We start from the raw sequence: 15919 nt of genomic DNA, 5'->3' as shown, positions 1-15919 counted from the left end.
AATTTTGCGGACGGTCATCCTCACTACGAACCCAACCTAAAAATATCCGCAAAAATCGCATTTTCCCCAACCATTCTACTCGCAGCCGGCGAATCGTAAACCACTAACAACGAATTCTCCTCCCCCAAATAGGGAAACAAACTCAACCCCTCAGCATTGTCCGTACCAACCTGAAAAGGCAAGTCAAATAAAACCTCCAAATCTCCCCCACCTTGCCCAGTAATACTGTCGCCCGTTAGCGAAGCCCTCGAAGAGGATCGCCCTAAAATATTCCTTAACCGAAACACCCTCGTCGCCCCCGATAAAGTCATCGTCGGCCCGCCTAAAACAATCAAATCTTCCCCATTAAAACACAATTCTCGCACACCCAAACCGTTCAAATCGACAAAATGTTTTTTGTACAATTTCCCTGCTTCCCCAATTTCCTTAAGCCTTAAAACTCCCGGTTCTGCTTCTTCAACTTCTATCTCTAAAATTATCGCCCAACCCCGCAGCACCGGCCCCCGCAAACCGAGCAAAATGCGATCGCCCCGCACCGCCAACCCTTCAATATCGAAGCCATTTTCTTTGCTCGGAATTGGCACCGAAAAATACAAGCCGAGGTGGCAGTCATCTTGGAGCGCATCTGTTAGTAGATTACCCGTTTCTGTCCGCTGAAGGCATCCCGCAGTCAATTGAATTTGGGGATTTTCAGGATGGGAAATTGACTTGTACAAAATCCCGTCTTTTACAGGAACTTTGGCTAGCAAATATCGGTTGACATCTGTCTCAATTGTGGCTAATCTTTCGATATCGTCTTCGCAATCTTTACCTTTAGGTTTTTTGCGTTTTGTGCTGTGAGAACCGACCAGCCAAAGGCAATTGCTGCTGAAATCAATTCCTTCAATATCGATTTCGTCGTCTCCCGATAAATCGATAAAATCCGCGACCGCAAATTTTTGATGTTCTCCAAAAACATGAGGCGCGACAGGCGACAAACATTCCAGGGAAGTCGTTTCATCGGAACCCAGCCACAAATGGCCGTCGGGAGTCAAAGCAACAGCGGATAAATCTGTAATAATCTCGCTCGCTTCGCTGTTAAATTGCAGCAGCAGCCGACCGAGCCAAAAGGATTCTGACATAATTATTAGCACCAAAACTATTCTTATAGTAAGTGATTATAGCTAAAATTGCTTGAAACTGATATCCAGTCAGAGGTGCAATAGTCCGCCAGGGAATTAATTCCCCGTATCAAAGGTCAAATCGGTTTTAACCGACTGAAAACTTATATTGAAAACTTAAATAAATATAATGTTCAGTCCTCAGAGAGATGACTTCCGCTCTTTCGGCGATTGTCAACCCCTGGCAGCCCTGCAGCCCTAACCGCAGCCGGCGGTGATTATTCAGCAAACCGAACCTCTACAGACGGATAACACCCTAATTGAAACATTAACATTTGAGTTACATTTCGTTACTATAAGGAAACAGAGAAAAAACTTTTTGCCCATAATATCAGAGGTAGCCAATTATGAACGGTACATTTCGCGTCGGCAACCTGTTTGGAATTCCCTTTTATGTCAACGTATCTTGGTTTCTAGTTCTGGGTTTAGTAACTTGGCAATACGGCGGCGCACTAGCTAACCTGTTTCCTGCATTAGGCCCCGTAGTGCCCTGGATGCTGGGGTTATTCACAGCCCTGCTATTATTTGCTTCCGTTTTAGCCCACGAATTAGGACACAGTTGGGTAGCTATCAAACAGGGAATTGGCGTGAAATCAATTTCGCTATTTCTGTTTGGCGGGCTGGCTAATTTGGAAAGAGAATCGAAAACCCCAGCCGAAGCATTTTGGGTCGCCATTGCAGGCCCGTTAGTCAGCTTACTTTTGTCCGGTTTGTTAGCTGCGATCGGCATCGGTGCTGGCCTGTCAGGCCCCCCAGCCGCCATCGTCGGACTTTTAGCTTCGATCAACTTAGTTTTAGCCTTATTTAACTTAATTCCGGGTTTGCCCCTCGACGGTGGCAACATCCTCAAAGCGATCGTCTGGAAGATTACCGGCAATCCTTACAAAGGCGTAATTTTTGCTAGCCGCGTCGGTCAAATCATTGGTTGGATTGCCATTGCTACAGGCCTTTTCGGCGGCCAGATCTGGAATTTAGTAATCGGTTGGTTCTTGTTGCAAAATGCTGGTCAATCCGCACAATATGCCACAGTCCAAAATCAACTCGCAGGGCTGACAGCCGCAGATGCTGTTACCGCGCAAAGCCCGATCGTCCCAGAAAACTTATCGCTCAGAGAATTTGCCAACAACTACGTGATCGGTAACGCTCAAAACTGGCGTCGGTTCCTAGTTACCGACGATGCGGGACAATTGGTAGGGGCGATCGACCTTGACGACCTCAAAACCATCCCCACCGGTACCTGGCCCCAAGTTTTGGTCAAAGAACTCGTCAAGCCGATCGAATTTTCCACCACCGTCAAACCAGAATTATCCCTCCTCGAAGTCGTCACTCTCCTAGAACAACTTAAAGTACAAGAACTCCCCGTGATTCGCGAAAACGGAGTTCTCGTGGGACTTGTAGAAAAAGCAGAAATTGCCCGCCTACTACAAAAACGAGCTGAAGCAGACCCTGCCTGATACCCTCAGATACTTGACAAATAATAGTTAACCCCCTCGATTGCTTTTACCAAAAGGGCGATCGGGGGGGTTAACTGTAGCTTCACAAAATTCAACTCAAACCTTAAATTATTAGCTACAAATCAACAATGATAATTATCAGAGTTTTTTAATCAAGCGAGAACGTTAGGCCATCTCAGGACTTTTTCTCTCAATCGGAAACACTACGGTTTACTCAGGATCGAAAACTTAATAACTTAAACACCTCCTACAGTCTTCTCTCCTGTAAGTTGCCTTCCTCAAAGGAGACTCTTCCTCGCCTATCTGCATTACCAGTCAACAGTCAAAACTCAGTAGAGGCGGTGGATGGTGCGTGCGGGCCCTCTTAACTTAACAGTCAACAGTCAACAGTCAACAGTCATGTATGAGTGCAACCGGAATTGATATTACATGATAGTTGAGAAAATCAGCATCAAAAATGTTTTTCATAATACTCTTTGAGAATAATATAAGGTTTATATTGCACACCCTAGAGTTAAATTGATGCAATTAAATCGAGAATTTCTTGATAATCAAAATTATCTAAATGATTCATCAAAATTTCGGCAAAAAGCTCGTTTTTGCTGCGGATTTCCTCAATTGTTGTAGCAATAAAATCGAAGTCAGCCTCACGGACTGCTTGTTGAAGTTTGCTCGTCCATTCTGGAGAAACTTGCGGTTTAGAGTTAAGCGTAAATATTTTATGAGTATCCAATATTTCTTGTTTTAGGATAGTTGAAGTCTCTGAAATATTATTTATATCAACAGGGAAAATAGCCGTAACGACTGGAATATCAAACTTAAAAACTGTACCGCGTCCCACTTCGCTTTCGGCGGTAATTTCGCCACCCATTAATTTTATGAACTCGCGGCTGATGCTTAATCCTAAGCCCATACCTTTTTGAAGTGTCTTCCCCGATGAACTTTGCATGAATAATTCAAATATACTATCTAATTCTTCCGGGTCGATGCCAACTCCTGTATCGGTAATTTCAAAGCAAATAAAAACTTTTGATAAGCTTTCAAATGATTTAACAAAATCTTCTTTTGCAGACCTTGTTCTTCCTTCTTCCTTCGCTCGGACGGTGACTGATACTGAGCCGTTTTGAGTGAATTTAACTGCATTATCTAAGATATTAATCAGCACTTCCCGCAACTTAATGTCATCTGTTTCTATGTATTGAGGGACATCCGATGAGCAGTCAATAATTAATTTTATTTTTTTATTTAGTGCCGGAATTTGGAACATATTCTGCACGTCGCTCAGCAAGCGGTACAAGTCAAAGCATTTGGGGTAGATTGTCATGCGCCCCGCTTCAATTTTAGATAAGGCTAAGACTCTATCTATCAGTTGAAGCAGGTGTTCTCCGCTGCGGCGAATAATTTTGATATTTTCTTTTTCTGTGAAAGTTAAATTAGGGCTGGGTTCCATTAATTGAGCGAAGCCGAGAATGGCATTGAGGGGGGTTCGCAATTCGTGGCTCATGTTGGCGAGAAAGATGCTTTTAGTTTTGTTTCCAGCTTCTGCTGCTAATGCGGCTTCTTTGAGTTGTTGTTCTGCTTGTTTGCGATCGCTAATATCGAGTATTATGCCGTGCCAGACGATATCTCCATTTTCGCGCAATTCCGGCCGAGAATGAGCTTGCAGCCATTTGAGTTTTCCAGAGGCTGTGACAATCCGCCACTCGCGGGCAAATGGTTCGAGATTTACAGCACTTCTGACAATGGCCTCGAAGTAGCTGGGGCGATCGTCCGGGTGCATTTGTTCGTAGAGTAAAGCAAAGTTGTTCTGGATTTCCTCCGGCTCTAATTCTTGAATTTCTCGGCACATAGGACTGATATATTCCATCTTGACAGAGCCGTCGGGATGCTGTACGAATATGTAAAGTTCTCCGGGCACCGTGATTGCTAATTTGTGAAATAGAGCTTCACTTTTTTGCAAGGCTATTTGTGCTTGTTTGCGATCGCCAATATCAATCCCAAACCCAAACAAAAAGTCAAAATTGCCATTTTCATCCAAAACGGGCGTACCGTACCACTCGACTAACAAAGTATCACCGCACTTAGTGAGAATCCGGTGCTCGTTAACCGTTTGCTCCCTCGCTGTGACGCGCTCAAAAATCGAGTGCAATCCGGCTCGATCGCCCTCCGGTACAAATTTAGCTAAATAATCTTGGCCGATAACTTCAGCAGCAGTATAGCCCACAGATTCCAGCATACATTCATTGGCCAGCAGGATTTTACCCTCCGAATCGATCGCCACAAAAAAGATCGGAGAATTTTTGATAATCTTTAAATTAAAGTCCCGCTCTTGGTGGATAATTTTTTCAGCTTGCTGGCGCTCCTCAATTTCGAGCTGCAAGCGGGCATTAATTTGAGCTAGTTCCAGAGTGCGCGAGGTTACTTCCGTTTCCAGGGTACGGTTGTAGTCTGCCAATATTTGCTCTGCTTGTTTGCGCGCCGTGATATCTTCAAAAACAATCAGTACGTAAATCACATTCCCCTCAGCATCAAACATTGGCTGCGATCGCACTTGCAAGGGAATAACTTTCCCATTCCGGCGAAGATCCATATCTTCAAGGAACGTTTCTTTGCCCATCACGGCGCGTTCAAAGGGCGAATCTTCGATCGGGTACAGCCTGTCTGTTCCCGATATATAAAGTTGATAAGTTTCGGAAAGTTCTTCAGGGGTGGTATTTGCCACCGCCCCTTTGCCCGTAATTTCTCCTCCCATCGAATTCATAAAAATACTGCTACCAGCCGGAGTCAGAGCTATCACCCCAACCGGCAAGCTTTCTAACAACTTGGCAAATTTTTCCTCGCTTTGGGCCAAAGCTTGAAAAGACTTTTTCAATTGAGCCGCCATTTCGTTAAAAGACTGTGCTAAGGAGCCGATTTCATCAAGCCTGCTGATAGCAACAGTGCGATCGAATTCTCCTTGGGCGATATCTTTAGCTGCTTGGTTGAGGCGCAGCAGGGGCAGCGTCATCCACCGGGCATTGAGCGCTCCGACAATTGTCGATAGCAGCAGCGCCGCGGCACAAAGTAAAATTGTACTGCGGGTATTTTTGTTAATTTGTCCCATGAAATCCGATGCGGGAACGGCGATCGCGATCAGCCAGTTCAAACCGTTACTATCCGAAAACGGCAGCACTTCCACAAAATATTCTGCCCCATCTCGGCTAAATTTCAGTTGTTGTCGCTGCTGAATGTTACTAAAGCCGCCAAACTGTTCGTACAAATACTTAGCTGCGGTGCGAATGACAAAAGTTTCACTGTCTAAAACATTTAGACGCTCAGGTTCCTGCTTTCCCGACATCTTTCTAAAGGATGATTCTTGACTCGAACTTGCCACCAGCAAGCCCGATCGTTCGATCGCAAAAATTTCTCCAGTTTTGCTAACCTTGAGGCGATCGAGATATTGCTGAAGCTCCCAGAGGGACAAATCTACCGCACAAACTCCCAGCAATTCACCATTGCGATCGCGAATCGGTTGGCTCGCAGCAATAAACACAGTCCCGGGAGTAAAACCCCGATAAATGCTCGTCCAAATCGGTTTGTTAGCTGCGACAGCTTCTTTGTACCAGGGGCGCGATCGGGCATCGTAGGTTCCCGGTTCTGCTTTTAATTTGGCGGTGCGAGTACCTTGTTTGTCTGTTGTGTAGTAGATATTCTGATAGTTAGTAGACTTGTTAGCTGCGACAATTTGCAGGCTGTTGTCCTTCGGGTTGCGCTTAATGCCGAGATATTCTCCTGTTTTTTGAGAACCGAGGGAAATCCATTGAATGCTTTTAAACGATCGCATTTGCTGCCAGAGGAACTTCTCTCCTCCCGGCTGGGCTTGTCCTAACTCTAAGTTTAATTCGGCGCGCTCGATCGCTGAGGCATTAAGTTGATTTACCCAGTGGGTATTTTCCACAACAGCAGTCAGTTGTTCTTCAACTCTATTCCCCGTCTGGGCGATCGATTTCAGAGCGACTTCTTCGACTGCTCTTTCTCCATTGCGAAAGGAAAGATACCCGACAATCCCTACGGCTGCGACGATTTGCACCACAAAAGAGCCTACTAGAACGCAACGCAGGGGTATTTTTGTTGGCTGTGACAAAGTTTTGCTCGCGACTCGGGGCAACGGCATAGGCTGGTGTCTAATTGCTCTCTAACACTTTAACTGTTCCAGCCCGTAATTTCAGTGTGTTTTGGAGACACCAGCCAAAAACCAAGTTTCTACATCAATATATCAACGGAGCAGCAACAATTTTCCCAGAAACAAGGTTTTTTGGGTTTGATTTCTATCACTTGCGGGTGATGGATTGTTTCAAGTTACATTATTTTTTTTAGTTCGATCGCGCCTTGCGGTTCAAAAACCCGGTTTCTCGATCGCTTGTTGACTGTTGTGCAACATATCAACCTTAGCTACTTCTTGTTTCTCGCAGGATTTCCGGCTTGGCATTTGTAGTGCGAGTACCTCCACAGACTTGAGCTGCATCAATATTCAATCTGTTAACCGCAGATTTCCAGCAGATGCAACACTGATGGACGCAGATACATTCAATAATTGAAAGCGATTGAGTCGAACTCAAGTTTCAGCAAAAAAATGTTTTTTACATAGCCGGAGATGCTTTCTCTACCTCTTTCCCTGTTTTTCCTTCCTTTTCTCTGCTTCACGCTTGACCTCTCTTTAACGCGCGGAAAATCCCTCGCTTGTCCCAACGGATATAGCGAGGGGTGAGAATAGGAATTCTCACAAAATATCAAGTAGTGGCAGTGGCTTTTGTCGAGCCATTGCCATCTATAGAAGCCATACTGTTGTGAGCGCACAGAAAGATTTCAGAGCCAACTCTCTGCTTGCACTCAATGCTTGAAATCAAACCAATCAGTTCAAGCAAGAAGTTAAAGCAAGTCCTAAAGACTTAGGCTACTTCTTCGCGATCGATTTGGCGCAGGTGAATGTGCTTGCGTCCCAAAGAGATTTCAAATTCATCTCCTGCCTTCAGTTCCATTTGTTTGGTGTAGGCGGCTCCAATCAGTAAATTGCCGTTAGATTGAACGCTAATCCGATAGCTGGCAGAGCGTCCGCCGCGTCCGTTACCGTTTTGCTTCCCGTCTAACTGAATGCCTTCTGCATCAATCAGTGCATTCAGGAATTTCATCATGTTGACCCGTTCTACGCCATTCTTGGTAACGGTGTAGTAGCCACAGGCTCTAGCTTTTTCTTCCTTGGTGAGGTTCTCTAGCTCTTTGACCTTTTGGATCAGGTCTTCTCCTTCAAGGGGTTCGATATTTTTCTTTTTAGCCATCTACTGAGTCCTGAAATATTCAACTGGTGTACGGAATTTTTCTCGGTTGGTTTTTGGTTTGACCAAGAAACTTTAGCTTTATAGCCTGTCGTAAAACCATCTTACACCGATCGGCTCAATTGTTAACCACTATTGTCTAAATATTTTTAACAAGGTGCAGTCTTTCTTGAGAAGTAGCAGCCGGTGCAAGCAATCTCTAAACTCGGTAGCATAAGCTATCAGCTATCAGCTAGCTAAATATTTGCCCCCAATTTTAAAATCCCATGAAGTTAACCACACGCGGACACTACAGTGTCAAAGCATTACTGGATCTAAGTTTGCAACCTCGGTTCGGCCCGACATCGGTAAAATCGATCGCGAACCGACAGGAGTTACCGGCTCCGTATCTCGAAAAATTATTGATTGAAATGCGACGAGCCGGTTTAGTCCAATCAGTTCGGGGTTCCCAGGGAGGATATCAATTAGCCCGCGAGCCGGCTCAAATTTCTTTAGGACAAATCTTAGAGGCCGTAGGCGAAACTATTGAACCTTTACCTCGACATTCTCCCGACGCGACGCAAGCAGAGGATTGGGTAACATTCAGTTTGTGGAACCGATTGCACAAAAAACTTGCCGAAGCGCTATACACTATTTCCCTCGAAGACTTATACTATGATGTCCGCAGTTGGCAAGCTGCTCTGGGAGAAGAAACTAGCTTTATCATTTAGATGGTAAGTTGATTTATTCGATCGCCCGAAAACATGGACACAACACTTGTTACCTACTCCGGCGGCTGTCATTGCGGTGCTGTCCGCTTCACAGTCGCGGTTGACAAACACGAAGCATCTGACTGCAACTGCTCTATCTGTAAAAAGAAAGGATTTTTGCACCTAATTGTGCCGCCGGAACGTTTTACGTTGCTGTGCGGCGAAGATGTTTTGACAACTTATACGTTTAATACAGGAACTGCCAAACATACTTTCTGCCGGATTTGTGGGATTCACTCGTTCTATCGTCCCCGATCGCATCCCGATCGATTCGATGTCAACGTCCGCTGTCTTGACTCCGATGCCGTTTCCCAATTTCAGATTCTACCCTTTGATGGTGTTAATTGGGAGCAGAACGTACACAAGCTTGGCGACGAAAGTAATCTCAGCACTGAAAATCTGGGATAAAAAATCCAATTCCGCTGTTGGTAACAGCAGCTAAAACCAGCCCGGTCGAACGATCGCTCGCTGGCAGGACAGACTATCAAGTTTGACACAATATATAATGATGCCGGATCAATTTGCTGTTTTGATTTTAGCTGCGGTATTGGATTATTCCATCGGCGATCCTTGGGGTTGGCCGCATCCCGTACAGGCGATGGGTTGGGCGATCGACCGCTATACTCGAATTGTCTTTAGTATCTGGAATAATCCCGCAGACAAAATGGCTCCTGCGGGCGATCGTCCGGCCGGTGAGCTGCACAAACTGCTGCTGCGATGTGCTGGTACAATACTAGCGATCGGGCTGATTCTAGGCAGTTATACTGTCAGTTGGTCGATCGTCCTTGCTGCTAGTTGGGTGCACCCTCTTTTAAGTATTGCCCTGCAGACCATTTTGCTCGCAAGCTGTTTTGCCGGTCGCAGTTTGAGGGCGGCGGCTCAAGATGTGCTAGCACCTTTAACTGTTGCAGATTTAGTCAAGGCGCGGGAACGGTTGAGTCTTTATGTCGGCCGGGATACTGAAAACTTATCCGAGCCAGAAATTCTGCGAGCATTGTTAGAAACTGTAACAGAGAATGCAGTCGATGGCGTGACAGCGCCGCTATTTTATGCCCTAGTTGGGTTCGCTCTGCCAGATTTATTATTAACTGTTACCAATTTGCCGATCGATCCTAACTCGATGCTCGCCAGCGCGATCGTTCCCTGTGCGATGGCTTACAAAGCAGCCAGCACATTAGATTCAACCGTCGGCTACAAAGAACAGCCATACACTAATTTAGGATGGTTTAGTGCCAAACTAGAAGACGTCCTCACCTGGTTTCCTTGCCGACTAACAGTGATTACTTTAGCCCTGATCTCTGGTAAACCGATCTACGTATGGCAGATTTGTCAGAGAGATGCTGTTAAAGATGTCAGTCCCAATTCCGGTTGGAGCGAGTGCGCCTACGCAGCCATCTTGGGAGTACAACTAGGAGGTATAAATTCCTATCGGGGAGTTATCAAACACAAACCGCTGTTAGGCGAGCCTATTCGCGCGATCGCCCCCGAACAAATTTATCAAGCTTTGCAATTAACTCGCTATTGCTTTTTGACTTGGTTGGGACTATCATGGCTGGTTTATACTTTATGGTTTTTTGTCCCCTAACTGCTGACTTTACTGGGCGACAGATACCAGCCACCAGATTCATCAGTGAAGTCAATCTCAAACTTTTAGGGCCAAGTCGAAATATCTAAAATTATTCAATTATTCAATTGTTCGATGGGCCAACAGCCAACAATTAAATCCCAGTAAAATAATGACTAAAATTATCAAAATTTTATCGCCGGATGAAGTGAGGCGCACTCTCACCCGCGTCGCTTCCGAGATTGTCGAAAAATCTGGGGCTCCGTCGGAGTTAGTGCTGTTGGGGATTTATACTAGAGGAGTGCCACTAGCTCAAATGTTAGCCGATCAAATTGAAGTCCTCGAACAAGTAAAAGTACCGGTGGGCGCTTTGGATATTACCTTTTACCGAGATGATTTGGATCGAGTGGCGATGCGGACACCGGCTAAAACAGAAATTCCTTTCGATTTGACGGGAAAAATCGTTGTGTTGGTAGATGACGTCATATACAAAGGTAGAACAATTCGAGCGGCTTTGAATGCGGTAAACGATTACGGAAGGCCGGAAAAAATTTGGTTGGCGGTATTAGTCGATAGAGGCCACAGAGAAGTGCCGATTCAGCCAGATTTTACGGGTAAAAAGTTGCCGACTGCAAAGGAAGAACAAGTTAAGGTTTACGCTCAAGAGTACGATGGGCGCTACGGGGTGGAATTGATTAAGGGTTGATCTATAGCCTTTCTTTGCTCTCATAGGAGGTACTATCCGGCATCGGCCAAACAGGCCAAACAGGCCAGGCCAAACAGGCCAAACAGGGCATCGGGCATAGGGCATACCTCACGACGCTTGACAACCGCTATAAGTTGAACTTGCGAGTCGATCGACTTGGGTGTCTGGTTCGCGATCGATTTCAGAAGAGTGAAACTGGGTTTCTCCCTCCCTCACCCTCAAAAACTGGGTTGGTACGTATATTTATTGTTACTTAACGCCAAAATTCCCAGAAACCGGGTTTCTCGCCCCATGCGTCGCAGAAATAAGCTTGGTTGCGACGGGCGCTGAGCGTCCTAATTTATTTAAAATCGGCAGTGCAGGAGTTGAACCTGCCTGGGGCGAATTATGAGTTCGCTGCCTAAACCGCTCGGCCAACTGCCGTTAAATTGATTTGTTCAATCTATCTAACTTAAGAAGTAACTATAACATAATTTCTCAGTTCGTGCTAGAACTAGAGAACAAAAATCAAAATCTTTAGATCTGTTGAGTCCCCGATCGCCCGAAACGCACCTGCGCTATCCGGCTCGACCGGACAAAGCAGTTTCTACGACTAGGCATAAAATTACAGGCAATGGCAGTGAATTCAACAGTAGTGCTGACTCTAATTCTGCTAACTCTTATGTTTGGAGCAGGTGTGACGAGTTCTGTTTTGGGATTTACTACAGGTCGCGAAGCCTTGAAAGGAACGACTCAACCTGATGTTCGCCCCAGCAACTATGCAGGCACCGGCAAGCAGGGAACTGTGGCTAGCAAAGAGCAAGTGAGCATTTTGAAAGAAACAGACATTCTTAAAACCGTCAAAGCGCGGATAGAAGGTCGCGATCCTGACAAAACGACCGGAGCAAATACTAAAACAGACAAGACAAGCTCTAAACCAGCCACAGCCAAAAAGCCCGCCGAACCAAAGGCCAGCGCCAAATTTCCCCTGAACAGTCGCGACGGGGGAATAACCCTAGAAGTGAGCGCGGCCAGTCAGCGCGGCAACTCCATGCTGCTAGACGTGAGCATGAAAAACGAAGGTTCCCAATCTGTGAGGTTTCTCTACAGTTTCTTGAACGTCACGGACGATCGCGGCCGGGCCCTTTCGGCGACTGCTGAGGATTTGCCGTCGGAACTGCCCCCCAACGGGCAGGTGTATTACGGTACGGTGAGTATTCCCACCGCTTTGCTGGAAAATGCTAAACAAGTTTCGCTGACGCTGACAGATTATCCAGGTCAAAAACTTCAGTTGCAAATAGCTGGGATTCCAGTAGCGAAGTAAGACAAAAGGAGCAAACACTCCAGGGATTTTGAGGTTCGATCGAGAAAGTTGTTCTAGGGAGCATTGTGTCACTTTTAGGGGCGAGAGTGCAGGAGATAGCTGATTTACCCGCGATGACTCCGACAGAAGTGCTGTCGCGGTTGCTTGCAGTGCTGCTGCTGATTGCGATCAACGCTTTTTTTGTGGCGGCTGAGTTTTCGATGGTGACGGTACGCCGATCGCGCATCAATCAGTTAGCCGAGGCTGGCGACATTGCAGCTTTAACTGTTCAATCTTTGCAGAAAAGTATCGAGCGATTGCTCTCAACAATGCAGTTGGGAATCACTCTTTCTAGTTTAGCTCTCGGCTGGATTGGGGAAGATACGATCGCCGTGCTAGTCCGAATGTCGATCGCCAGTTTGCCGCTGCCACTTTATATCAAATCGGCGCTGGCCCATTCTTTCGGAATATCAATAGTAACTTTTTTCCTGCTAGCTTACCTGCAAATCGTACTCGGCGAACTTTTCCCCAAATCTGTAGCCCTACTTTATTCCGAACAGCTAGCCAGAAGTTTCGGGCCTCCGACTTTATTGATATCCCGGCTGTTCAATCCCTTTGTGTCGTTTCTCAATCAATCCACCCGATCGCTCTTGCGGTTTGCAGGAATCGAATACAACCTAAGACATCGGCCCGTTACTCCCGAAGAATTGCAATTAATTATAGCTACTTCCAGCGAATCAAGCGGCTTACTAGCAGAAGAGCGAGAATTGCTCAATAACGTGTTTGAATTTGGCGAAGTTTGGGTACAAGAAGTGATGGTGCCGAGGCCGAGCATTATCGCACTTCCCAAGACGGCTACATTTCAAACTTTGCTCGACGAAATGGCAATTTCCAACCATTCCTTTTATCCCGTGACGGGAGATTCTTTAGACGATATTATCGGCATTATTGGCTTCAAACAACTTGCAAAACCTCTAGCTGAAGGTTTGCTATCTCCCGACACAGAAATTGTAACTTGGATGAGTGCAGTGAGGTTTGTGCCGGAGATGATGCTGCTGGGAGAATTGCTGCCTTTGATGCAGCGTTCGTCGGAAGAAATTGCGATCGTAGTCGATGAATTTGGGGGCATTTCCGGGTTAGTGACGCTGAGGGATTTGATCGCCGAAATTATTGGCCGCACTTACCACTCGCCCGACAGCAAAGAAATTGCTTTGCAAGTATTGGACGATCGCACTTTTTTAGTACAAGCGCAGCTAAATGTAGATGATGTCAATCAAATATTGAATTTGGATTTGCCGATAGCTGAGGAATATCAAACAATCGGAGGTTTTTTGAGCTATCAGTTGCAAAGAATGCCGGCTGTTGGGGAAGTTTGGCGCGGCGACAATGTGGAACTTACGGTTGTTTCTGTGTCCGGGCCGAGGTTGGATCAACTTCAAATTCACTTGTTGGAAGGGGCGGCGGGCGATCGAACTTTAAGTGAAATTGGACAGATAGAAGGGGAAATTGTGGGAAAAAGTCGCAAGAATAGCGGGTTGAGAGATGTGGCGAGATTTTCTAGTTGAGAATCTTTTAGTTAATGCCTATATAATCTATTCGCTCGAAGTCGCTGCGTACTAAATCATCTAACGTCGGGCCTTTGGGCCGGAAATTAAGGCGATCGCCAGCCCTCACATTTTCGTAATATACGTAGGGAATATAGATATCTTGCTCCTCCATAAAAGCGTAAGTAAAGCGAAAGGCACTGTCAATGTCCTCAGCTTTAACCTCGCGAAAGTCAGAGAGGAATAAGAGATCCATTTCTTCCTCAAAGTACAGCATCTCTGCAAATGCACCTCTGTCGTAGCAGTTATAACCAATATAACCGCAAGTGTCGCTGCATTTGTAGTAGATGGCGCGAGTGGATAGGAACCAGGAAAGGGTGATGGCATCTCCTTCTCCAAATACAAGGGAACCGGGATGATGATTCAGTTGCTCAACGATTGTCCAAGGGTGTCCCCGGAATTGAAATACAATATAGCTTTCGGCCGTAATTTCGATTTCGCGATCGTAGATATCCCGTTCCCAAACATCCGCACGTCTCGCCCTACTAAATTTTTCCGCCACTGACTCAATAGGAGCGCGAACGAGAAGTAGATTTTGGTTTCTGTCAATTGTTTCAATACCTCGGCGCTCTTCAATAGACATAATTTTCACCATTAAGTAAACTATGAATGAGTAGATAATTAACCTTTAATTAATGAAAATCCTGCCGGGGATTCCAGGGCCAATTCGTTCTGGAAGCGTTAGCTGGAGAAAGTAGACTACGGGATTTCTCAACGAAGCTTCACCTAGTTGAAGCTGATTAAAGCTGCCCGGTATTTCACAACCTATAGCGTGCCAGACAGCTACACTTCTCAATGAAGCTTCTGCTACTGTAGCATTACTAATCTGCTTGATATCGGCGCTAGTGAGAAAAATGATTGCTGGTATTCTGCCTGCTGTCTTGGCAGAACTGTCACCGAGTGCATCAATGAAACCGAGAATTTGATAATCTGAGTAACTAGGGGGCAGGAGACCTCCACTAAGTGCCTTTACCTCATAGAAAACGCTATTAGCATATGTTTCAGTTGGGCCTGCTGGAAAATTCACGAACACAAGTGGAAGAACTCCATCAGGTACTACGTTTTGGTACTTATCCTTTGTTTGCCTTTTCCTTGCGTCTGAAAAAAATCGCCTGGTATTTTCTGGAATTGGAGTACCTGGTCTAATGGTAGCTAGTGCAAAGTTTTCATAAGCTTTTCCAACATCACCCATTTCTATCCCTTGACTATCGGCAATTTGATCGAGTCTAGCTTTAGTTGCTGCTCTGTGAGAAGGGTCTGCACAAAACTGAGCCTGAGCTGCAAAAGTAAGCCCATTAATAGCAGTTGCTACCCCATAAATAATGCGGTCTTTTGAAAGTAGTTCATAGCTGAAGCTCCAATGATACTTACAAAATGATGCTTGCGAAATTTATTGCAGAGCATGATTCATAGGATTTTACGAGCCGAGCCATTTCACAGTCAGTGATATAAATTACCAATTGCCACGATCGATGTCACATCTGGAGCCAGACAGGCATGATATCTGTCTACATAAGTAAATATTTAAACAGTACCAGTAATGCTGAAATACTCCTACTTAATTTCTGTTTTTTCTTCTGTCCTTATTGCGTTTCTACCTCTTTTTCAGAATGTAGCGAATGCCCAGAAAGAACCAGGGTGCTTTATACTTGATTCATCAGGTAAAGTCAACAGACTCGATCCTTTATGCAAGCGAGATGAACAGCAGAAATTAAGGAATGCGATGAAAGCTCAAGAACTTTATCAACAAGGATTCGACCTCGGTCGCAAAGAACTGTATAAGGAAGCTGCTGAAGCTTTTACTCAAGCAATTAATCTTAATCCGGATTTTGTAGAAGCTTATATTATCCGTGCTCGTATGCGAGCTGTAATTGGAGAACAACAGGGGGGAGTAGAAGATTTTCAGAAAGCGATAGATATCTACAGGGCTAGAGGACAATCGCAAATAGCTGATATGCTTTTAGTGTCATTGAATTCGCTGCAAAATGAAATTAGGTTTGAACAGGAAGACCAGGCTCAACCGGAAGTTGAGGATGAGCCGGAAGGTAAATAAGCCGCCTAAATTTTAGTTTTGTTTGTAAGGTGCGT

14 protein-coding genes and 1 tRNA gene are annotated in these 15919 nt (G+C 45.4%); 8 read left to right on the top strand and 7 right to left on the bottom strand.

The window, feature by feature from the left end:
- Positions 1-23: 23 nt before the first annotated feature.
- Entirely contained in the window at positions 24-1121 is a 1098-nt protein-coding gene (locus tag IQ263_RS12420) for a DUF3616 domain-containing protein (protein ID WP_194067703.1), read from the bottom strand.
- A gap of 386 nt (positions 1122-1507) precedes the next feature.
- On the opposite strand from IQ263_RS12420, the gene IQ263_RS12415 reads away from it, so the two are divergent.
- Positions 1508-2614, top strand: a complete 1107-nt coding sequence (locus IQ263_RS12415; RefSeq protein ID WP_194067702.1) for a site-2 protease family protein — start codon at positions 1508-1510, stop codon at positions 2612-2614.
- A gap of 514 nt (positions 2615-3128) precedes the next feature.
- Here the strand turns inward: IQ263_RS12415 and IQ263_RS12410 are convergent.
- The 3 genes from IQ263_RS12410 to IQ263_RS12405 all read right to left on the bottom strand — a co-directional run bounded on the left by IQ263_RS12410 (position 3129) and on the right by IQ263_RS12405 (position 7929).
- The gene (locus tag IQ263_RS12410; protein WP_228049998.1) at positions 3129-6767 is read right to left on the bottom strand and encodes a PAS domain S-box protein; all 3639 of its coding nucleotides are present in this window, start codon (positions 6765-6767) and stop codon (positions 3129-3131) included.
- A gap of 222 nt (positions 6768-6989) precedes the next feature.
- Entirely contained in the window at positions 6990-7118 is a 129-nt protein-coding gene (locus IQ263_RS29300) for a hypothetical protein (RefSeq protein WP_255512987.1), read from the bottom strand.
- 424 nt (positions 7119-7542) lie between these two features.
- Entirely contained in the window at positions 7543-7929 is a 387-nt protein-coding gene (locus tag IQ263_RS12405; protein ID WP_194011110.1) for an AbrB family transcriptional regulator, read from the bottom strand.
- A gap of 263 nt (positions 7930-8192) precedes the next feature.
- Between IQ263_RS12405 and IQ263_RS12400 the strand changes: the two genes are divergently transcribed.
- From IQ263_RS12400 to pyrR, 4 genes are all read left to right on the top strand, one after another.
- Positions 8193-8636: an Rrf2 family transcriptional regulator gene (locus IQ263_RS12400; protein ID WP_194011111.1), complete on the top strand. Its 444-nt coding sequence runs from the start codon at positions 8193-8195 to the stop codon at positions 8634-8636.
- 33 nt (positions 8637-8669) lie between these two features.
- Positions 8670-9083 carry a GFA family protein gene (locus IQ263_RS12395; RefSeq protein WP_194067700.1) on the top strand — a complete coding sequence of 138 codons (414 nt, stop codon included), beginning with the start codon at positions 8670-8672 and terminating at the stop codon, positions 9081-9083.
- Positions 9084-9180: 97 nt separating this feature from the next.
- On the top strand, positions 9181-10260 hold the full coding sequence (cbiB, locus tag IQ263_RS12390; protein ID WP_194067699.1) for an adenosylcobinamide-phosphate synthase CbiB: 1080 nt from the start codon (positions 9181-9183) through the stop codon (positions 10258-10260).
- A 151-nt stretch (positions 10261-10411) separates the two neighbouring features.
- Positions 10412-10945 (top strand): bifunctional pyr operon transcriptional regulator/uracil phosphoribosyltransferase PyrR, encoded by a 534-nt coding sequence (pyrR, locus tag IQ263_RS12385; RefSeq protein WP_194011114.1) that lies wholly within the window; start codon positions 10412-10414, stop codon positions 10943-10945.
- A 350-nt stretch (positions 10946-11295) separates the two neighbouring features.
- On the opposite strand, the gene IQ263_RS12380 is transcribed toward pyrR, so the two are convergent.
- Positions 11296-11368 (bottom strand) — tRNA-Ile (locus IQ263_RS12380).
- A 190-nt stretch (positions 11369-11558) separates the two neighbouring features.
- On the opposite strand from IQ263_RS12380, the gene IQ263_RS12375 reads away from it, so the two are divergent.
- Together IQ263_RS12375 and IQ263_RS12370 are read left to right on the top strand one after the other, a co-directional pair.
- Positions 11559-12248, top strand: coding sequence for a hypothetical protein (locus tag IQ263_RS12375; protein ID WP_194067698.1), 690 nt, complete (start codon positions 11559-11561; stop codon positions 12246-12248).
- 65 nt (positions 12249-12313) lie between these two features.
- Positions 12314-13792, top strand: coding sequence for a CNNM domain-containing protein (locus IQ263_RS12370; RefSeq protein WP_194067697.1), 1479 nt, complete (start codon positions 12314-12316; stop codon positions 13790-13792).
- Positions 13793-13799: 7 nt separating this feature from the next.
- Here IQ263_RS12370 and IQ263_RS12365 read toward each other — a convergent pair whose 3' ends face one another.
- The gene (locus tag IQ263_RS12365) at positions 13800-14414 is read right to left on the bottom strand and encodes a hypothetical protein (protein WP_194067696.1); all 615 of its coding nucleotides are present in this window, start codon (positions 14412-14414) and stop codon (positions 13800-13802) included.
- Positions 14415-14459: 45 nt separating this feature from the next.
- Positions 14460-15023, bottom strand: coding sequence for a hypothetical protein (locus IQ263_RS12360; RefSeq protein ID WP_228049997.1), 564 nt, complete (start codon positions 15021-15023; stop codon positions 14460-14462).
- Positions 15024-15371: 348 nt separating this feature from the next.
- Between IQ263_RS12360 and IQ263_RS12355 the strand changes: the two genes are divergently transcribed.
- Positions 15372-15884, top strand: coding sequence for a tetratricopeptide repeat protein (locus IQ263_RS12355; protein WP_194067695.1), 513 nt, complete (start codon positions 15372-15374; stop codon positions 15882-15884).
- The last annotated feature ends 35 nt before the right edge of the window (positions 15885-15919 follow it).

Source organism: Tychonema sp. LEGE 06208, assembly GCF_015207505.1.
GTDB lineage: Bacteria > Cyanobacteriota > Cyanobacteriia > Cyanobacteriales > Microcoleaceae > Microcoleus.
Note: the sequence above shows the minus strand (reverse complement) of the source record. Positions and strands in the feature narration are given on the sequence as shown.

What these genes read in the sequence shown, in the direction of transcription:
- IQ263_RS29300 (WP_255512987.1), bottom strand. Translation starts at nt 7,118, where the DNA reads ATGCAGCTCAAGTCTGTGGAGGTACTCGCACTACAAATGCCAAGCCGG.
- IQ263_RS12375 (WP_194067698.1), top strand. Translation starts at nt 11,559, where the DNA reads ATGGCAGTGAATTCAACAGTAGTGCTGACTCTAATTCTGCTAACTCTT.
- IQ263_RS12410 (WP_228049998.1), bottom strand. Translation starts at nt 6,767, where the DNA reads ATGCCGTTGCCCCGAGTCGCGAGCAAAACTTTGTCACAGCCAACAAAA.
- cbiB (WP_194067699.1), top strand. Translation starts at nt 9,181, where the DNA reads ATGATGCCGGATCAATTTGCTGTTTTGATTTTAGCTGCGGTATTGGAT.
- IQ263_RS12420 (WP_194067703.1), bottom strand. Translation starts at nt 1,121, where the DNA reads ATGTCAGAATCCTTTTGGCTCGGTCGGCTGCTGCTGCAATTTAACAGC.
- IQ263_RS12355 (WP_194067695.1), top strand. Translation starts at nt 15,372, where the DNA reads ATGCTGAAATACTCCTACTTAATTTCTGTTTTTTCTTCTGTCCTTATT.
- pyrR (WP_194011114.1), top strand. Translation starts at nt 10,412, where the DNA reads ATGACTAAAATTATCAAAATTTTATCGCCGGATGAAGTGAGGCGCACT.
- IQ263_RS12360 (WP_228049997.1), bottom strand. Translation starts at nt 15,023, where the DNA reads ATGGGTGATGTTGGAAAAGCTTATGAAAACTTTGCACTAGCTACCATT.
- IQ263_RS12400 (WP_194011111.1), top strand. Translation starts at nt 8,193, where the DNA reads ATGAAGTTAACCACACGCGGACACTACAGTGTCAAAGCATTACTGGAT.
- IQ263_RS12415 (WP_194067702.1), top strand. Translation starts at nt 1,508, where the DNA reads ATGAACGGTACATTTCGCGTCGGCAACCTGTTTGGAATTCCCTTTTAT.
- IQ263_RS12395 (WP_194067700.1), top strand. Translation starts at nt 8,670, where the DNA reads ATGGACACAACACTTGTTACCTACTCCGGCGGCTGTCATTGCGGTGCT.
- IQ263_RS12365 (WP_194067696.1), bottom strand. Translation starts at nt 14,414, where the DNA reads ATGTCTATTGAAGAGCGCCGAGGTATTGAAACAATTGACAGAAACCAA.
- IQ263_RS12405 (WP_194011110.1), bottom strand. Translation starts at nt 7,929, where the DNA reads ATGGCTAAAAAGAAAAATATCGAACCCCTTGAAGGAGAAGACCTGATC.